We start from the raw sequence: 17,570 nt of genomic DNA on the forward strand, positions 1-17,570 counted from the left end.
TCAGCATTCACTGGCGCGAACACCCTGCGGTGCACAGACCCCGCGCGCAGCAAAGTGTGGCGCAAAAGTCTGCGCAAAACGTTGTGCCGTATCAGGGATTGCTGCAGGTGCTGAACCCATTAAGCACTGTAGCCGCTGCGGCGCGGGTTAATTTGTTTTCTGATGCGGCTCTCCAGCCATCGCTGACATTGACAGCAGGTCCAGAAAAGGCTAAATCTATGCGCCTACTTGCGCACCTGTGCGCAAGCCAGAAGAGGCGCGTCGCCCAGGTAGTGTGTTGGAGGAACCGTATCCGGTGAAAACACATAATGGGGAGCGACGCCGAGGTGGGTCAGCACACGGTGTGCTGCCTGTCGGCTACAGGGGCTGAATCCTCTGGGTTGTCACCAGAAACGTCTGCAGTCGACGTTTCGCAAGGTGGGGCGCTTCTGGGTGACTCGTCTATCTGATCTTGTCCGCCCGTTTCTGCTCTTTCCTTGTGCCTGGCTGAAAGAATGTTTCTCGACCCTTTCATCGGCGAGAACAAGATAACCTGACACGAGGTCCTACATGTCTCAAACTCTGATAGTGGCAAAATTTGGCGGCACCAGCGTAGCCGATTTTGAAGCGATGAACCGCAGCGCCGATGTGGTGTTGCAGGACGCCAGTACGCGTCTGGTTGTGCTCTCTGCTTCGGCGGGCATTACCAATCTGCTGGTGGCGCTGGCTGAAGGCCAGCAGGCTCCGCAGCGCGCTGTTCTGCTTGATGATATCCGCCGTATTCAGTATGCCATTGTCGATCGCCTGCAGCATCCGGAAGTGATCCGCGATGAAATCGATCGGATGATCGACAATATCAGCATGCTCTCTGAAGCGGCTTCACTGGCCACCTCTAACGCCCTGACTGATGAACTGGTCAGCCACGGCGAGCTGATGTCATCACTGCTGTTTGTGGAAATTCTGCGTGAACGTCAGGTTAACGCGGAGTGGTTCGATGTCCGTAAAGTGATGCGCACCGACGATCATTTTGGCCGGGCTGTACCGGATGTTGAGGTGCTGGCGGAGCAGGCGACGGCGCAGTTACAGCCGCGCATCGGGCAGGCATTGGTCATTACTCAGGGCTTCATTGGCAGTGAACGTGAGGGGCGCACCACCACCTTAGGGCGTGGCGGCAGTGATTACACCGCCGCGCTGCTGGGCGAAGCGCTGAATGCGGCACGAGTGGATATCTGGACAGATGTGCCAGGCATCTACACCACCGATCCCCGCGTGGTGCCGACGGCGAAGCGCATTGACGAGATCACTTTTGAAGAAGCCGCCGAAATGGCGACGTTTGGCGCGAAAGTGCTGCATCCCGCGACACTGCTTCCTGCTGTGCGTCGGGGTATTCCGGTCTTCGTCGGTTCCAGCAAGGATCCGGCAGCGGGCGGAACCCGCGTCTGCAACGAAACCCGTAACCCGCCGTTGTTCCGGGCGCTGGCTTTACGCCGCAAGCAGACGCTGTTAACGCTGCATAGCCTTAACATGCTGCATACGTTTGGTTTCCTCGCCGAACTCTTCAACATTCTGGCACGTCACAACGTCTCGGTTGACCTGATCACCACCTCCGAAGTGAGCGTGGCGCTGACCCTCGACACCACCGGCTCGACCTCAACCAGCGCCAGTCTGCTGACCCAGGCCTTGCTGACTGAACTCTCGTCGCTGTGCCGGGTAGAGGTGGAAGAAGATCTGGCGCTGGTGGCGATTATCGGCAACCAGCTGTCAAAAGCATGCGGTGTCGGCAAAGAGGTGTTTGGTGTACTCGATCCGTTCAACCTGCGGATGATTTGCTACGGTGCCAGCAGCTACAATCTCTGCTTCCTGGTGCCCGGCAACGATGCGGAAAGCGTGGTACGTACCCTGCATCGCAATCTGTTCGAGTAATCCTCTGGTTAATGCCGATTATCGGTGCCGTGCCAGGTGGTTCGATCTACCGTGGTTTAGAGGAAAAAGCAGCGTAATTTCGCCAATATTCTGCGGATCGGCAGCAGTCGATCCGCATTTTGCCGCCTCGCCCCATCTTCGCCTTACGCCATGATAATGAAATGTTATGATCCCGCCTTCGTCACGGCAGTCGTTCCTGTCTGGCGATTCTCTATGGCAAACCTGCATAAAACATAACATTCTTATAAGGAAGTCTGGCTATGCTCGCCACGTTAACCCGCCTGTTCCCGCTCTGGGCCGTGCTGTTGTCTGTCGCCGCGTATTACTCTCCTGGTACCTTTCTCGGCATCGGCCCCTGGGTCACCTATCTGCTGATGCTGATTATGTTCGGCATGGGTGTGACGCTGAATATCGACGATTTCAAACGGGTGCTGACCCGACCTGCGCCGGTAATTGCCGGAACTTTCCTGCACTATCTGGTGATGCCGTTAGCCGCCTGGGGACTGGCAAAACTGTTTCATATGCCGCCCGATCTGGCAGCCGGTATGATTCTGGTCGGCTCCGTGGCCAGCGGCACCGCCAGCAACGTGATGATCTATCTGGCGAAAGGGGATGTGGCGCTGTCGGTCACGATCTCGTCAGTTTCTGCGCTGGTGGGGGTGTTCGCCACGCCGTTGTTAACCCGCTTTTACGTTGATACCCACATTCAGGTTGATGTGGTGGGTATGCTGCTGAGTATTGTGAAGATCGTGGTGATCCCGATTAGCCTTGGGCTGATCATTCATCACAGCATGAACAGCGTGGTTCGCCGGGTGGAACCCTGGCTGCCTGCATTTTCCATGGTCTGCATTCTGCTGATCATCAGCGCGGTGGTGGCGGGCAGTCAGGGCTTTATTGGATCGGTGGGTCTGATGGTGATCGCGGCGGTAATCCTGCATAACGCGATTGGCCTGCTTGGTGGTTACTGGGGTGGCAAGCTGTTTGGTTTCGATGAGTCGACCTGCCGTACGCTGGCGCTGGAAGTTGGCATGCAGAACTCCGGGCTGGCGGCCACGCTGGGCAAACTCTACTTCTCACCGCTGGCGGCATTGCCGGGCGCGCTGTTCTCGGTGTGGCACAACCTGTCAGGTTCACTGCTGGCGGGTTACTGGTCCGGTAAGCCGATTAAGAAGAAGTAACTGTGGCGGCGCATGATGATGCGCCGCTTCTCATTATTGTTGCGCCGGGTGTTTTCAGCCTGACACAACGGTCTGTTCACACGCCTTATTCGTAATCCCGCTCATCGTCGGGCTGTTCCAGCACGGTATAGGCCACGCTGCAGAACAGCGAATTCAGGCGCTTCATGTCGCCGAGTAAACCGAGGTGCAGTGAGCTGGTCTCAATGCTCTGCACGTTCTGCTGGTGCAGGCGATCAACATGGGCGTGAGAGTAGCGGCGAATCATCAGGCGGAAGCGATGTTTCGCGCGGCGCAGCCGTTTGGCGCTGGTGACATCATGCGACAGAAACACCGACAGGCTCATTCTGAGGTTGGCAATCAACAGCTCCTGCAGCTCCTGCAGCTCTTTTAATCCCTCGGCAGAAAACGCGCGGCCCGCTGCCAGCGACTTGTCAGCCACATCGCCGCTCATCCGTTCAATAATGTCTCCGGCCTGCTCCAGATTCAGCGACATCTCGATAATTTCGCCCCAGCGGCGCGAATCCTCTTCGGGGAGATCCTCTTTTGGCATCCGCGCCAGATAGAGCTTGATGGCGGTATAGAGCACATCGACATCATCATCCAGCCGACGCACCGTGCGCTCCTCGCGGGATTCGCCATGCACGACTTTATTAAACGCCTCCAGCATCTGTTCCACCACGTCACCGATGCGCAGCGCTTCGCGGGCGGCATTCACCAGCGCCAGCGCCGGGGTATCCAGCGCGCTGCGATCGAGATGCTTAGGCTTGAGGTGCAGTGCGTTATCGACGTCGTCGGCAATCATACGACGGCAAAGGCGCGCCATCAGGTCAGCAAACGGCACCATCGCCACGCAGCGAATCAGGTTGTAAAACACATGGAAGAAAATCACTAACTCTTCATCGTTAACCGGCAGCTTATCAAGCCAGGTTGCCACAATATCGACAAACGGCAGGATTACGATGCAGCCAACGAACTTAAATAGCAGGCTGCCGAGCGCCACGCGTTTACCGGCGGCATTCGAGCCGCTGGCGTTGATCATCGCCAGCAGGCCACTCCCAAGGTTGGCACCAATCACCAGACAGAGCGCGACCTTGAACGAAATGACCCCGGTGGCGGTCAGCGTTGCGGTGATCAGCACGGCGGCCAGACTGGAGTAACTGATAATGGCGAATACCGCACCCAGCAGTGCATCAAGCATCACGTCGCCGGTCAGGCTGGAGAAGAGGACCTGGACACCGGCGGCCTGGGTAATCGGACGAGCCGCTTCAACAATCAGCTGCAATGCCAGCAAAATCAGGCCCAGACCAATGCTGGCCCGGCCTAACTGACCGGCGCGGGTCTGCTTGCGGCTGAGGAAAAAGACCACGCCAAAAAAGATAAACAGCGGTGAAAGCCAGGAGAGATCAAAGGTCAGGATACGCGCCATGATGGCGGTACCGACATCCGCACCCAGAATCACTACCAGCGCGGGTGTCAGGCTGACCAGATTCTGCGCCACAAACGAGGTGACCAGCAAGGTCGTGGCGTTGCTGCTCTGCACCAGGGTGGTCACACCGATGCCCGCCAGAAACGCCATCGGTTTTTTTTCTATGCTGCGGCTCAGGACGCGGCGCAGATCGGCACCATAGACCCGCATGATGCCGGTTCGCACAATATGCGTGCCCCAGACCAGCAGGGCCACTGCAGAGAGTAGATTAAGCAGGGTTAACACGTGGTGTCGCTCCTTGTGTCAGGCTGCAAGCAGCACAGACTGCCAGCCTGACAGAGAGAGCAATCTGTGAAAGGGGATTGCCGTACTATGCGTGATTTTTTCCTGTGTTTTAAGCAACCTGGCGCAAAGTCGACATCTCTAATTGTAGACCAATCTTCCTGCCTGCGGGGTGCAAATCCGCCGCCGAGCGGTTTAGCACATCCACTGAAAGTTCGACGTCATGCGCACGGATCCGATAGCGGATCACGTTGCCCAGCAGACTGTGGCTGAGAATTTCCGCAGGAATGCCCTGGTCTGGCGCGGTGAACAGCATCGATTCCGGACGAATGGCCACCTGGCTATTAAAAGGCTGACCGGTCAGTCGCGTTGCCTGTTCAGCACTCAACAGGTTGTAGTTGCCAATAAATCCGGCGGCGAATAGATCGACCGGCTGGGTATAGAGTGCTTCGGCGTCGCCGTTCTGCACGATTTTGCCCCGGTTCATCAGCACGATGCGATCGGAGAGCGTCAGCGCCTCCTCCTGGTCATGGGTCACGAACAGGGTGGTGAGATTCAGCTCACGCTGGATGCGCCGGATCTGATCGCGCAGATGACGACGGATACGCGCATCCAGCGCCGACAGCGGCTCATCCAGTAGCAGCAGTCGCGGACGCGTCACCAGTGAACGCGCCAGCGCCACGCGCTGACACTGCCCGCCCGACAGCTGGTGCGGATAACGGCGCGCATAGTCGCTGAGTTCAACCAGCTCCAGCACCTCCAGCACCCGCTGGCGGATTTGTGCTTCGGGCAGTTTCTGCATCTTCAGGCCAAACGCGACGTTCTTCTCCACCGTCATGTTGGGAAACAGCGCATAACTCTGGAACACCATGCCGATGGCGCGCTTCTGCGGGGCCAGCGGCACAATATCTTTGCCTTCCAGCCGGATTTCACCGCTGTCGACGCTGGTTAGTCCCGCCAGACAGCGCAGCAGCGTTGATTTACCGCAGCCGCTGGGGCCAAGCAGGGTGACAAATTCCCCTTCAGCGGCGCTGAAATCGATCTGCTCGAAAATGGGCGTCGGTCCATAGGACTTGTTCAGCTCTCTGACCTCAAGGTAACTCATATTCAGCCTCGTTCGGGATTCAGGGCGTTGGCCAGCCAGGTGACCAGCAGCACCACAAAGAAGTAGGAGATCACCAGCGCGCTGGTGAAGTGACCGCTGCCGTTACGCATGTTGAAGAGGTAAACCTGCAGGGTTTCATAGCGGTTGCCGACCAGCAGGTTAGCGAAGACAAACTCACCAATCAGAAAGGAGAAAGAGAGCAGTACGGCAATCAGCATCCCTTTGCGCAGGTTGGGGAGCACCACCCAGATCGCTGCCTGCCAGGTACTGGCCCCCAGCAGCTGTGCAGCATCAATCAGCTCTTTGAGATTGATCGCCTGCATATTGTTCGACAGTGCCCGGTAGATAAAGGGGAGTGCGATAGTGAAATAACAGCCAATCAGGATCCACGGCGTGCCGGTCAGCATCAGTGGTGACGACGAGTAGAGCTGGAGTAATCCCACGGATGACACCACTGGCGGCACGGCGAACGGCATCAGGATCAGGATGTTCATTACTGAATCCAGCCGGGGAAAGTAGTAAGCAATTACAAACATGGCAGGCAGCACCAGCGCTAGCGAGAACAGCAGCGCACCAAAGCAAATCAGCAGCGAATGGCCCAGCGCCGTCAAAAATCGCGGGTCGCTCCAGAGCTGGATGAACCACTTCAGGCTGTAGCCCTGCGGCAGAATGGTATTGCTCCAGTCGGAGGAGATTGCATAAAGCAGCGTGGCCAGCAACGGCAGCGCCAGCAGGGTAAAGAGTAACCCGACCATGATTCGATGATAGAGGTGCTCAGCACGTGACATGACGGCTCCTTTCATGGCTGTTTCGCATTGAGATAGCTGCGGCGCACCAGATACTGCTGTACCAAGGTAATCAGCGCCATGATAGCCACCAGCAACATTGCCAGCGCGCTGCCGGTGTTGGGATCCAGCGAGATATCACCGGAAACCAATGCAGCGATGCGCACCGGAACCACGTTGAAATTACCGGTGGTCAGGGCGTAAATCGTGGCGTAAGCGCCGAGGGCATTCGCCAGCAGAATCACAAAGGTTCCGAGCAGCGCCGGGAAAAGAATTGGCAGTCCGATGTGCCACCAGTAGCGCCAGCGGCTGGCGCCCAGTAGTGCGGCCGACTCCTGCCACTCTTTTTTCAGCCCGTCGAAGGCGGGATAGAGCAGCAGCACGCCCAGCGGAATCTGAAACCAGGTGTAGACCAGTACCATGCCGTTGCGCGAGAAGAGTCTGAAGCTCTCAATCACACCATAATGGCGCAGCAGCAGCGTCAGGCAGCCGTTCAGCCCCAGCAGAATCACAAAGGCAAACGCCAGCGGGACACCGGCAAAGTTACTGGTCATGTTGGTAAAGGAGATAAGAAAGCGCTGCAGTCGTCCGCCGCCGAGCTGATGCAGCGAATAGCCGGTGACCAGCGCAATCAGTAATCCCCAGACGCTGGACCAGAGCGAGATATCCAGCGAAAAGCGAAATGCCTGCTGGTAGAAGGGTGAGGTGAGGATGTCGTGATAGTTATCCCAGCCCCACTGGCTGTTCATGTCACTCCAGAAGCTGTTGATGGCGATCCACAACAGCGGTGCCAGCTGGAAGGCGACCCAGAACAGGGTGAAAGGTAACAGCAGCAGCAGTGCGACGCCTTTTCCCTTCATCTTTGTGACTCCGCCAGCAGGCCGCGGCAGACCGGCTTGTCATGCGCCACCTCAAGCAGTTCACACAGCGTGCCACACAGGTCGGTTTGCTGCGGCGCAAGGTCAGGCTGCAGCGAGAAAGCATGACCAAAGACAAACAGCGGCACCGTGGTCTCCTCCGGCAGAATCCCGCCGTGGGAGCGATCGTCATTCATGCCGTGATCGGCGGTCACCATCACCTGATAGCCCTCGGCCAGCCACAGCGGCATCCACTGCGACAGCAGGCCGTCGGCGATACGTGCCCGGTTGCGGTACTGCGGCGAAGAGAGCCCCGACTTATGACCGGCATCGTCGATATTCATCGGGTGGATCAGCAGAAAATCGGGATCGTGACGCAGCCGCAGGCTCTCCGCATCTTCAAACAGATGCGAGTCAGGATAGCTATCGTCAGAGTAGAAGTGGCCGAACTGAATGGGCAGGTCCGGCGCATCGGTGTGACGATCGCGCGCCGGAACGAACGGAGTGCGGTTGTAAAGCTCACTCACCCAGTGGTAGGCCGCCGCCGCCGTAGTCAGGCCCGCCGCACGCGCAAAGTGAAACACGCTGCGCTCGCGACTTAACCGGCTAACGCCATTATGAATAATGCCGCTTCTGACCGGCGGAACCCCGGTCAGAATGCACTCATAAAGCGGGCGCGACAGCGACGGCAATTCACAGGTCATACGGTAATAGAACCCGTTGCCCTGTGAACATTCGGCATGCAGGTAACCCATTGCATGTTGTGCGACCTGATTGCTCAGGCCGTCCAGCACTACCAGGATGGTCTTCATTCCGTTCTCCCTGCCGCGAATTACTGCTGCATGTTGATGATGACGTTTTCCTGCCACAGGCGCGGCAGCATTTTCGACGATTTATCCCAGGCAGCCTGATCCTTAACCGGACGGGCATTTTTATATTCTGATTGCGGCAGCAGGCGAGCCTGAACGTCTGCTGGCAGCGTCAGATGCTCAGCACGAATCGGGCGGGCATAGCCTTTAGCCAGATTGATCTGTCCCTGGTCTGAGAAGATATATTCGCGCGTCAATTTTGCGGCGTTAGGGTGTTTCGCATATTTGTTGATGATGGTGGTGTAGCCGGAGGTCACTGAGCCATCAGACGGAATCACCACTTCGTAGCGATTTCTGTCAATCTGGTCGCGGTAGTTAAGGGCGTTAAAGTCCCACACTACTGCCATCTGCACTTCACCTTTTTCAATGTTGGCAATCACCGGATCGGTCACGCCAAGACGCCCCTGTTTTGCCAGATCGGCAAAGAAGGCCAGCGCCGGTTTCAGGTTCTTCTCATCACCGCCTAAGGCGTAGTTGGCAGCCAGGACGCCGTTGGCCGCCTGAGCTGCCACGCCGACGTCACCGATAGTAACCACATACTTACCTTTCTTCAGATCGGCCCAGCTGTGGGGGATATCTTTAACCTGCTGCTTGTCGATCAGAAAAGCGATGGTGCCGGTATAAGCCAGTGCCCAGTTACCCTCTTTATCTTTGGCCCAGGCCGGAATCTGATCCCAGTGCGTCGGTTTGTAGGGCTGGGTTACACCCTTCGCGACAGCGATTGGACCAAAGGCGGCGCCCACATCGCCGATGTCAGCGCTGGCGTTCTCTTTCTCTGCATCAAATTTCGCCAGCTCCTGCGCCGATGACATATCGGTATCGCTGTGCTTAAGGCCATATTTGGTGCTGATGTCGTTCCAGGTATCTTTCCAGTTGGCCCAGCTGTCTGGCATCCCGACGCTGTTGACCTGACCTTCACTGCGCGCCGCTTTTTCCAGCGCGGCGAGGTCGTTATCGGCGGCCTGCGCAACGGGCAGGGTGAGGACTACAGCACTGGCTACTACAGAGGCGATAAACGCTTTCATCTCAGTTGCTCCGGGTGTAAGTTGATGGGCCTGGCTGGTCTAGTCCAGCAAGAACCGAGCCAATGTAGCCCCTCTATATGAACGATTTATGACAAAGCGGCGCTGTGCGGGGAATGGGTGATGAAAGACGTGGCGCGTTCGCCCGCCACAGGCGTGTTTATCTGACCAGTAAAAGTGCGAAGTCGCACCAAAATGAGGCTACTGTTGTGGAGTCGATAGCACTCAAAACGGCGGATGCGATAGCCAGCGCACTGCTGACACGCATTCAGGCAGGTGAGTTCAGCGGCGGACGCCTGCCGGCAGAGCGTGCCTTAAGCGAGGCGTTCAGCACCACGCGGATTACTCTGCGGGAAGCGCTGGGCAAGCTGGAAGCGCAGGGGATGATCTACCGTGAACTGCGTCGTGGCTGGTTTATCGCACCGCCGCGTCTGATCTACAACCCGCTGCATCACAGCCACTTTCATGCCATGGCGACGCAGCAGGGGCGTCAGGCAACCACTGAGGTGATCGCCGCTGAGCAGGTCGCGGCGCACGAGAGCGTAGCCACTGCGTTACGGCTGGCACCCGGCTCGGCGGTTTACTGCATACGCCGCCTGCGGCGCATTGATGGACGTGCGGTGCTCTATGTTGAGCACTACCTCAATCCCCGTTTTTTCCCTGGCCTGCTTGATGAAGACCTGACCCGTTCCCTGACCGATCTCTATGACCAGCGCTACGGTATTCGTTATGGCGGCGCGCGTTTTACGATTATGCCAGGCCCTTTACCCGAGGTCGCAGCGCCCACACTGAATGTGGCACCGGGCAGCCCCGGCTTGCTGATCACCCGCATCAACCGCAATCAGCAAAAAGAGGTGATTGACTGCGATTGTGAATACTGGCGTTACGATGCGCTCTGTGTTGATGTGGAGGCCTGAGGCGTTATTGTGATTTGCGTCACACTCGCGCATGATGCTGCGCTAATAACTCCTTTTTAAAGGCGCAACATGAGTGACAAAAATCCTTTGGCCCGCCACCTTGCAACGGTACTGCAATGGGTGCTGAATCTGGGGCTGCTGAGTCTGGCGATTATCCTGATCGTCTTTTTAGGCAAAGAAACGATTCATCTGGCAAACGTGCTGTTTAACACCAGCGAGCAGGCTTCCTCCTACCTGCTGATTGATGGAATCGTCATCTATTTCCTCTATTTCGAATTTATCGCCCTGATTGTTAAGTACTTTCAGTCGGGCTATCATTTTCCCCTGCGCTATTTTGTCTATATCGGGATCACGGCGATTATCCGCCTGATCATCGTCGACCATAAAAATCCCTTCGATACGCTCTGCTACTCTGCGGCGATTCTGATTCTTGTCGTCACCCTGTGGCTGGCAAACAGCAACCGGCTGAAACGCGAGTAATCCTCCTGCCGTCTGACACGACGGCAGGTGTTCGCATCGCCTCTCTGCGCTAAACTAGCGACCTGAAAATTATCGGGAGTGGTGCTATGTCGCAAGACGCACTCAGCTTATTACGTTCGCTCAACTGGCTTTCTCCGTCGCAGGCCACCCTTGCGCCGCCCTTGCTTGACTGGCTGATGGAGGAGGATTCAATGACGCGCCGTTTTGAACAGCACTGTCAGCGGGTCACGGTTCAGCCGCTGCGTGAAGGCTTTATCGACGCCAGCGAGTTGGGTGAGGAAAGGGCGTTATTGCCAGACGACGAACGCTTCTGGCTGCGTGAAGTGCTGCTGTTCGGCGACGATCAGCCCTGGTTGGCTGGCCGCACGCTGGTGCCGGAAAGTACCCTCAACGGGCCAGAGGCGATGCTGCAACAGCTGGGCACCCGTCCTCTGGGTCGCTATCTTTTCTCCTCGTCGACGCTGACCCGCGATTTTATTGATCCGGGCCAGGTAGAGGGATTGTGGGGACGGCGTTCACGCCTGCGTCTTTCCGGCAAACCGTTGCTGCTGACTGAACTGTTTTTGCCGGCATCGCCGCTCTATCGCGATCTGGTCTGAGGATTCTGTGGTGCAAAATAGCGTAAGTATGAATAAGTGGCGGGCCTATGCTCGCCTGATGCGTATTGATAAACCGATCGGTACGCTGCTGCTGATGTGGCCAACGCTCTGGGCGTTATGGCTGGCGGATATGTCGATTCCGCCGCTGCCGGTGCTGGCGGTGTTTGTGGCCGGGGTTTTCGTGATGCGAGCAGCCGGTTGTGTGATCAATGACTACGCCGATCGGAAAGTCGATGGTCACGTTGAGCGCACAAAGCACCGTCCACTGGCCAGCGGCGCGGTCAGTGCAAAAGAGGCTAAGCTGCTGTTTGTGATTCTGGCGCTGGTGGCGTTTGCGCTGGTGCTGACCATGAATCTGATGACGATTATGCTCTCCGTCGTGGGGCTGGCGCTGGCCTGGGTCTATCCCTTTATGAAGCGCTATACCCATCTGCCGCAGGTCGTTTTGGGTGCCGCGTTTGGCTGGGCAATTCCCATGGCGTGGTCCGCAGTTAGTGAGTCCTTACCTCTGGTCTGCTGGCTGGTATTTATCGCTAATATCTGCTGGACGGTGGCTTATGACACGCAGTATGCGATGGTGGACCGGGATGATGATCTGAAGATTGGTGTGAAATCGACAGCGATTTTATTTGGACGTTTCGACAAGCTGATCATTGGCCTGCTGCAACTGGCGACCCTGCTGCTGATGGCGCTGGTGGGCATGATGCTGCATCTGAATGGTGCTTTCTACTGGACGCTGCTGCTGGCGGCTGCGCTGTTTGTTTATCAGCAGAAGCTGATCGCCGGGCGCGAACGTCAGCCCTGCTTCCAGGCTTTCCTGAATAACAACTACGTCGGGATGGTGCTGTTCCTGGGCGTACTGATGAATACGCCGCCGTTCAGTCAGCTGTTCTGAAAGTTGTGGGCATAAAAAAGGCGACCTCATGAGGTCGCCTTTTTACAATGCGCGCGGCGGTCAGTCGTGCGCCACCGCGGTTTCAATCGTCATGCGGACATCACTGGTGACCAGGTCAGCCAGAATATGCCAGGTCGCCAGGGTCTGCGCGACATCGGCATCACCGCTGTCGCTGATATACCCTTCATCACGCAACGTCAGTACCAGTGAGGTAAAGACCGCTTTGTCGAAGAACTCCGGCGCATTGATTCCGTGCAACACTGACAGACGCTGTGCCAGCGTCCGGCTCTCTTTCTCCAGCGTGCCACGGTTAATCGTCGGCTTGGCGCTGAGAATCGAGAAGGTAATGGCATAACGCTGCAGCGTTTCGCGCACACCAGCAGCCAGCAGTTGCAGCGTGCGATAGCGTGCTGCGGTAAAGCGCAACTCACCCGCTTCGAAGGTAATCAAGCCCTGACGTGCCAGCTCCTGACTTACGTCAGTCAGCAGTTGTGGCAGCTCATTGGTCTGCCAGCGCAGGAACAGTTCACTCTTCAGCATCGGATAGACCAGGCTCACCTGACGCAGCAGTTCCGCTTCACTCAGCGTCTGATGTTGCTGAACAATGGCGGCAATCAGCGACGGCATCACCAGCATGTGATGAATGTTGTTACGGTAGTAGGTCATCAACACTGCCTGCTCACGTGGCAGAATGATGATGTCGCCAATACTGTCTTTTTCACTCTCAAATTTGTTCATACCCAGGGCGTGATCCAGCAGCGCTTCCGCGGAAAGATCGGGTACGGTCGCATTGGGCGAATAAGGCACATTACGCAGCAACTGGGTATAGCACTCCAGCTGTTCAATCAGCTGTTCACGGGTTAGTGAGCGCTGACGTGACGCCAGCAGCGCCGTGACACAGAGGTTCATCGCGTTAGCCGCGCCCGCTTCATTAATACGCACCATCAGACTGGCCGCGATGTCATTAACGGTCGGCGTTAACCAGCTCGGACGTTGCGGCTCAATCGGATCGATCGCGTCGCGCCATTCCGGCACCCGCTTATTGAGATAGTTGACCAGCGGCAGCGGTTCGCCGAAGTTAACGTAACCCTGACCGAGATTGCGCAGCTTGCGTAAGCCGCGCACCATCTGCATGAAGCCCTCTTTCTCTTTGGCTGCACCGCGTAGTTCTTTGGCGTAAGTGCCCACTTCCATCACGTGCTCATAACCGATGTAGATCGGCACCAGCGTGATGGGGCGATTTCCGCCGCGCAGCATCGCCTGTAAGGTCATGGCTAAGGTGCCGGTTTTCGGGTCCAGCAGGCGACCGGTACGTGAACGGCCTCCTTCGACAAAGTATTCAACTGAATAGCCGCGGGTGAACAGCTCGCCGAGATATTCGCGGAATACCGTGGCGTAAAGCTTATTGCCTTTAAAGGTACGACGAATAAAGAAGGCGCCCAGACGACGGAAAATCGGTCCGGCTGGCCAGAAGTTGAGATTGATACCCGCGGCAATGTGCGGCGGCACCAGCCCCTGATGATAGAGCACATAGGAGAGCAGCAGATAATCCATATGGCTGCGATGGCAGGGTACATAGACAATCTCGTGGCCATCCTGCGCCAGCTGGCGAACTTTTTCACCGCCATTGACGTTGATGCCCTGATAGAGACGACTCCAGAGCCAGCCCATCACACGGTCGGTGACGCGAATGGCTTCATAGGAGAAGTTAGCAGCGATCTCTTCCATCATCTCAACAGCATTCTGCTGGGCTTTCTCATGGGAGATTTTTTTGCTGCGCGCTTCATCTTCGACGGCTTTTTCAATCGCTTTGGATTGCAGCAGACGATTAAACAGATCCTGACGCGCCGGTAAACGCGGGCCGATCGCCGCCAGTCGCTGACGGGCAAAATGGATGCGTGCCACGCGAGCCAGTTTCTGGGCAATCGACTTGTCCGTACCGTGTTCCGTTGCCATGCGGCGCAGCGAGACGGTCGGCGAGAAGCGGACAAAACTGTCACGTCCGTGCCAGATGACCGCAAAGAATTTCTGCACCCCATTCAGCACACGCAGATGCGGCGTCGCTTCGCCCTGGACTTCACGTCCTGGCGCACGACCAAACATCACGGTGACCGGCAGCATCTGAATATCCAGCTCAGGATTATTGCGATGCAGGTCGAGGTAATCGTGAAAGATTTTTACCGATTCAACGCTGGGCACAAAATAGGGAAATACGCGTGGGCCATTATGAATAAACACGTGGCGCGGCAGCAGCGAACCATCAATCTCCAGCGGAATCAGCGGATCGGGCAGATGATGCCGCAGACACTGTGCGCGTAAAGTCAGTAAGTCAGCCTTCGAATCGTAAGGCAAAACATACATAATAGGTCGGGTCGGATCCAGACCATGTTCAGACACGGGATCGGCCGGAATGGCCTTACTTTTTACCAAAAAGGAGAGTGGTAAATTAAGTAATTTGTAATAGAGTTTACGCCAACCTGACATAGACAACATGAAGCCTCTTGTTAGCAAAGCGCCGCAAGCATACCAGAAAGCGCAGCGAAGATCTGTGGTGGTGCCAATTGCACGCAGCCCAGACATTGACGTCAATTGAATGAAAGGGTTCCCACATCATGGCAAATAATGCCACCGGACTTATCAGAATAGTAAAAGCCGCAGGTTACTCCTGGCAGGGACTGCGTGCCGCCTGGCAGCATGAAGCCGCCTTTCGGCAGGAAGCACTGGCTGCGCTGGCCGCTATTATTATCGCGTGCTGGCTGGATGTCGATGTGATCGCCCGCATCCTCATGATTGGCGCCGTGGTGCTGGTCGTCATTGTCGAAATCCTCAATAGCGCCATTGAAGCGGTGGTTGACCGGATTGGTCAGGAACATCATCCCCTGGCGGGCCGGGCCAAAGACATGGGCTCGGCGGCGGTACTGATCAGCATCTTACTGGCCCTGTTTGTCTGGGTCGCGCTGCTCTGGACACATTTGCGATAAGCCTTCCATAACGCGCCTGAGGGCGCGTTTTCCCTGACAATCGGTTTCCATTTCGCCAATACCTGTATATACTCACAGCGACTGTATAAACAACCAGGGGGCGGGATGAAAGCATTAACCAGCAGGCAGCAGCAGGTCTATGACCTGATTCGCGACCATATATCTTCAACGGGCATGCCGCCTACGCGTGCAGAGATCGCCGCGCAACTGGGCTTCCGTTCGCCAAATGCGGCTGAAGAGCATCTGAAAGCGCTGGCGCGTAAAGGCGTTATTGAGATCGTTTCGGGTGCATCACGCGGCATTCGTCTGTTAATGGAAGAAGAAGTTTCAGAAGGACTACCGCTGATTGGCCGGGTTGCTGCCGGTGAGCCGATCATGGCGCAGGAACATATCGAAACCCACTACAAAGTGGATCCGGGCCTGTTCAAGCCTTCTGCCGACTTCCTGCTGCGCGTCAGCGGAATGTCGATGAAAGATATCGGGATTATGGACGGCGACCTGCTCGCGGTACATAAAACCCAGGATGTGCGCAACGGTCAGGTTGTCGTTGCACGCATTGATGATGAAGTCACCGTTAAACGCTGGAAAAAGCAGGGTGCTATCGTGCATCTTCTGCCTGAAAACAGCGATTTTGACCCTATCGTGGTCGACACCCGTGCGCAGTCACTGACCATTGAAGGTCTTGCGGTTGGCGTGGTGCGTAACGGCGAGTGGCTTTGATTCTGAGGCCTGCGTGCATTCGCCTTTTCTGATGCTATTCTGTCTGCCCTAATTTTGTTGCCTGCTTTGCTGCAGCGACACTGAGCACGGAACGGCGAATGCGCTTTATCACGGCAACGGATAAAAATCTCTGGCGGCTTGCGCTGCCGATGATCCTTTCAAATATCACCGTTCCCTTACTGGGCGTGGTCGATACTGCAGTTATTGGTCATCTCGACAGCCCTGTCTATCTTGGCGGGGTTGCGGTCGGGACCACAGTGACCAGCTTCCTCTTTATGCTGCTGCTTTTCCTTCGAATGAGTACCACTGGCCTGACGGCGCAGGCGTTTGGTGCGGGCGATAAAACCGCTCTGGCACGCGCGCTGACGCAGCCGCTGATCATTGCGCTGCTGGCCGGCGTGCTGTTCATCGCATTGCGTTATCCGATTATTCAGCTGGCGACCCATCTGGTAGGTGGCAATCCTGATGTACTGGAACAGGCGGCGCTGTTTATTCAGATTCGCTGGCTCAGTGCACCTGCAACGCTGGCAAACCTGGTCATCCTGGGCTGGCTGTTGGGCGTTCAGTATGCGCGGGCGCCGGTAATCCTGCTGATAGTGGGCAATCTGGTGAACATCGTGCTCGATCTCTGGCTGGTGATGGGGCTGCACTGGGGTGTCGCGGGAGCAGCAACCGCCACGGCGCTGGCGGAGTACATCACGCTGGGCGTCGGCGGCATCATGGTCTGGCGGGTGTTAAAGCTGCGCGGTATTACGTTTAATCTGCTGAAGCAGAGCTGGCGCGGTGACAGCGGCCGACTGCTGCGACTGAACCGGGATATCATGTTGCGCTCTCTGATGCTGCAGCTCTGTTTCGCCTCGCTGACCGTGCTGGGTGCGCGGCTGGGTCCGGATGTGGTGGCGGTTAACGCGGTATTACTGATGTTCATTACCTTTACTGCCTACGCGCTGGATGGTTTTGCCTACGCGGTTGAAGCTTTTGCCGGCGAAGCGCATGGCGCAAAAGATGGCAGTAAATTGCAGCACGTCTGGCACTCAGCCTGTCGGCAGGCGGTGGTAGTCGCGCTCTTCTTCTCGCTGGTTTATGCCATTTTTGGCCCGCAGATTGTTACCCTGCTGACCTCGCTTGAGTCACTGCAGCAGACAGCTGACCGCTATCTGGTCTGGCAGATAATCATGCCGCTGATCGGCGTCTGGTGTTATCTGCTGGATGGAATGTTCATCGGGGCGACACGTGGACGCGAGATGCGTAACAGCATGGTCGTGGCGGCGGCTGGCTACTTTCTGACGCTGCTCAGCGTACCGTTGCTGGGCAACCACGGTCTCTGGCTGGCGGTGACGGTATTCCTGGCGCTGCGCGGCCTGTCACTGTGGCTCATCTGGCGTAAGCACTGGCGTCAGAACAGCTGGTTTGAGGCGTGATCCAGCAGCGCTGACCCGGGAGGATACGGATTATTCTGTATTATTCTGCATTTTTGAAATTGGCTACTACAATTAACTCTAACAAGCGAAGTTAACCCGCGCTTTGTATCGTTATTTTGTTAAGCAGCAAG

Annotated in this window: 16 protein-coding genes and 1 riboswitch; of the genes, 9 read left to right on the forward strand and 7 right to left on the reverse strand. The window is 56.6% G+C overall.

Features of this window, described 5'->3' with window-relative positions; all coding sequences use genetic code 11:
* Window positions 1-243 precede the first annotated feature (243 nt).
* Window positions 244-436, forward strand: a riboswitch (Lysine riboswitch).
* Between the two features lie 113 nt (window positions 437-549).
* Window positions 550-1,902 (forward strand): lysine-sensitive aspartokinase 3, encoded by a 1,353-nt coding sequence (gene lysC, locus Q7C21_RS17745; RefSeq protein ID WP_003855819.1) that lies wholly within the window; start codon window positions 550-552, stop codon window positions 1,900-1,902.
* Between the two features lie 260 nt (window positions 1,903-2,162).
* On the forward strand, window positions 2,163-3,080 hold the full coding sequence (gene panS, locus Q7C21_RS17750; protein WP_003855809.1) for a ketopantoate/pantoate/pantothenate transporter PanS: 918 nt from the start codon (window positions 2,163-2,165) through the stop codon (window positions 3,078-3,080).
* 85 nt (window positions 3,081-3,165) lie between these two features.
* Here the strand turns inward: panS and Q7C21_RS17755 are convergent, their stop codons facing one another.
* The 6 genes from Q7C21_RS17755 to Q7C21_RS17780 form a co-directional block, all read right to left on the reverse strand.
* Window positions 3,166-4,791: a Na/Pi cotransporter family protein gene (locus Q7C21_RS17755; protein WP_003855807.1), complete on the reverse strand. Its 1,626-nt coding sequence runs from the start codon at window positions 4,789-4,791 to the stop codon at window positions 3,166-3,168.
* Window positions 4,792-4,900: 109 nt separating this feature from the next.
* Window positions 4,901-5,893: an ABC transporter ATP-binding protein gene (locus Q7C21_RS17760; protein WP_003855804.1), complete on the reverse strand. Its 993-nt coding sequence runs from the start codon at window positions 5,891-5,893 to the stop codon at window positions 4,901-4,903.
* Between the two features lie 2 nt (window positions 5,894-5,895).
* Window positions 5,896-6,681 (reverse strand): ABC transporter permease, encoded by a 786-nt coding sequence (locus Q7C21_RS17765; protein WP_003855803.1) that lies wholly within the window; start codon window positions 6,679-6,681, stop codon window positions 5,896-5,898.
* A gap of 11 nt (window positions 6,682-6,692) precedes the next feature.
* Complete coding sequence (locus tag Q7C21_RS17770) at window positions 6,693-7,538, reverse strand: ABC transporter permease subunit (protein ID WP_003855801.1); 846 nt, start codon at window positions 7,536-7,538, stop codon at window positions 6,693-6,695.
* A complete protein-coding gene (locus Q7C21_RS17775; protein WP_003855799.1) occupies window positions 7,535-8,347 on the reverse strand; it encodes an alkaline phosphatase family protein in 813 nt (270 codons plus the stop codon). Before Q7C21_RS17775 ends, Q7C21_RS17770 begins: the two co-directional genes overlap by 4 nt.
* A gap of 20 nt (window positions 8,348-8,367) precedes the next feature.
* Complete coding sequence (locus tag Q7C21_RS17780) at window positions 8,368-9,429, reverse strand: ABC transporter substrate-binding protein (protein ID WP_008926600.1); 1,062 nt, start codon at window positions 9,427-9,429, stop codon at window positions 8,368-8,370.
* A gap of 206 nt (window positions 9,430-9,635) precedes the next feature.
* Between Q7C21_RS17780 and Q7C21_RS17785 the strand changes: the two genes are divergently transcribed.
* From Q7C21_RS17785 to ubiA, 4 genes are all read left to right on the forward strand, one after another.
* Window positions 9,636-10,343: a UTRA domain-containing protein gene (locus tag Q7C21_RS17785; RefSeq protein WP_008926601.1), complete on the forward strand. Its 708-nt coding sequence runs from the start codon at window positions 9,636-9,638 to the stop codon at window positions 10,341-10,343.
* A 69-nt stretch (window positions 10,344-10,412) separates the two neighbouring features.
* On the forward strand, window positions 10,413-10,823 hold the full coding sequence (gene psiE / locus Q7C21_RS17790) for a phosphate-starvation-inducible protein PsiE (protein ID WP_003855792.1): 411 nt from the start codon (window positions 10,413-10,415) through the stop codon (window positions 10,821-10,823).
* Between the two features lie 86 nt (window positions 10,824-10,909).
* Window positions 10,910-11,422: a chorismate lyase gene (gene ubiC, locus Q7C21_RS17795; protein WP_003855790.1), complete on the forward strand. Its 513-nt coding sequence runs from the start codon at window positions 10,910-10,912 to the stop codon at window positions 11,420-11,422.
* Between the two features lie 10 nt (window positions 11,423-11,432).
* Entirely contained in the window at window positions 11,433-12,317 is an 885-nt protein-coding gene (ubiA, locus tag Q7C21_RS17800) for a 4-hydroxybenzoate octaprenyltransferase (RefSeq protein WP_003855787.1), read from the forward strand.
* Between the two features lie 60 nt (window positions 12,318-12,377).
* Here ubiA and plsB read toward each other — a convergent pair whose 3' ends face one another.
* Window positions 12,378-14,801, reverse strand: a complete 2,424-nt coding sequence (gene plsB / locus Q7C21_RS17805) for a glycerol-3-phosphate 1-O-acyltransferase PlsB (protein WP_140916139.1) — start codon at window positions 14,799-14,801, stop codon at window positions 12,378-12,380.
* Between the two features lie 128 nt (window positions 14,802-14,929).
* Here plsB and Q7C21_RS17810 point away from each other — a divergent pair, with 128 nt between their 5' ends.
* The 3 genes from Q7C21_RS17810 (at window position 14,930) to dinF (ending at window position 17,439) form a co-directional block, all read left to right on the forward strand.
* Window positions 14,930-15,298, forward strand: a complete 369-nt coding sequence (locus tag Q7C21_RS17810) for a diacylglycerol kinase (protein ID WP_003855779.1) — start codon at window positions 14,930-14,932, stop codon at window positions 15,296-15,298.
* 105 nt (window positions 15,299-15,403) lie between these two features.
* The gene (gene lexA / locus Q7C21_RS17815) at window positions 15,404-16,018 is read left to right on the forward strand and encodes a transcriptional repressor LexA (protein WP_003855777.1); all 615 of its coding nucleotides are present in this window, start codon (window positions 15,404-15,406) and stop codon (window positions 16,016-16,018) included.
* Window positions 16,019-16,116: 98 nt separating this feature from the next.
* The gene (gene dinF / locus Q7C21_RS17820; RefSeq protein ID WP_039660678.1) at window positions 16,117-17,439 is read left to right on the forward strand and encodes an MATE family efflux transporter DinF; all 1,323 of its coding nucleotides are present in this window, start codon (window positions 16,117-16,119) and stop codon (window positions 17,437-17,439) included.
* Window positions 17,440-17,570: the final 131 nt, after the last annotated feature.

This window comes from Pantoea sp. ANP04 (assembly GCF_041982285.1).
Lineage (GTDB): Bacteria > Pseudomonadota > Gammaproteobacteria > Enterobacterales > Enterobacteriaceae > Pantoea > Pantoea eucalypti.

Coding starts and splice junctions, on each gene's coding strand:
- Q7C21_RS17765 (WP_003855803.1), bottom strand. CDS start 6,681: ATGTCACGTGCTGAGCACCTCTATCATCGAATCATGGTCGGGTTACTC.
- lexA (WP_003855777.1), top strand. CDS start 15,404: ATGAAAGCATTAACCAGCAGGCAGCAGCAGGTCTATGACCTGATTCGC.
- Q7C21_RS17760 (WP_003855804.1), bottom strand. CDS start 5,893: ATGAGTTACCTTGAGGTCAGAGAGCTGAACAAGTCCTATGGACCGACG.
- Q7C21_RS17780 (WP_008926600.1), bottom strand. CDS start 9,429: ATGAAAGCGTTTATCGCCTCTGTAGTAGCCAGTGCTGTAGTCCTCACC.
- Q7C21_RS17770 (WP_003855801.1), bottom strand. CDS start 7,538: ATGAAGGGAAAAGGCGTCGCACTGCTGCTGCTGTTACCTTTCACCCTG.
- psiE (WP_003855792.1), top strand. CDS start 10,413: ATGAGTGACAAAAATCCTTTGGCCCGCCACCTTGCAACGGTACTGCAA.
- ubiC (WP_003855790.1), top strand. CDS start 10,910: ATGTCGCAAGACGCACTCAGCTTATTACGTTCGCTCAACTGGCTTTCT.
- panS (WP_003855809.1), top strand. CDS start 2,163: ATGCTCGCCACGTTAACCCGCCTGTTCCCGCTCTGGGCCGTGCTGTTG.
- Q7C21_RS17810 (WP_003855779.1), top strand. CDS start 14,930: ATGGCAAATAATGCCACCGGACTTATCAGAATAGTAAAAGCCGCAGGT.
- plsB (WP_140916139.1), bottom strand. CDS start 14,801: ATGTCAGGTTGGCGTAAACTCTATTACAAATTACTTAATTTACCACTC.
- lysC (WP_003855819.1), top strand. CDS start 550: ATGTCTCAAACTCTGATAGTGGCAAAATTTGGCGGCACCAGCGTAGCC.
- dinF (WP_039660678.1), top strand. CDS start 16,117: ATGCGCTTTATCACGGCAACGGATAAAAATCTCTGGCGGCTTGCGCTG.
- Q7C21_RS17775 (WP_003855799.1), bottom strand. CDS start 8,347: ATGAAGACCATCCTGGTAGTGCTGGACGGCCTGAGCAATCAGGTCGCA.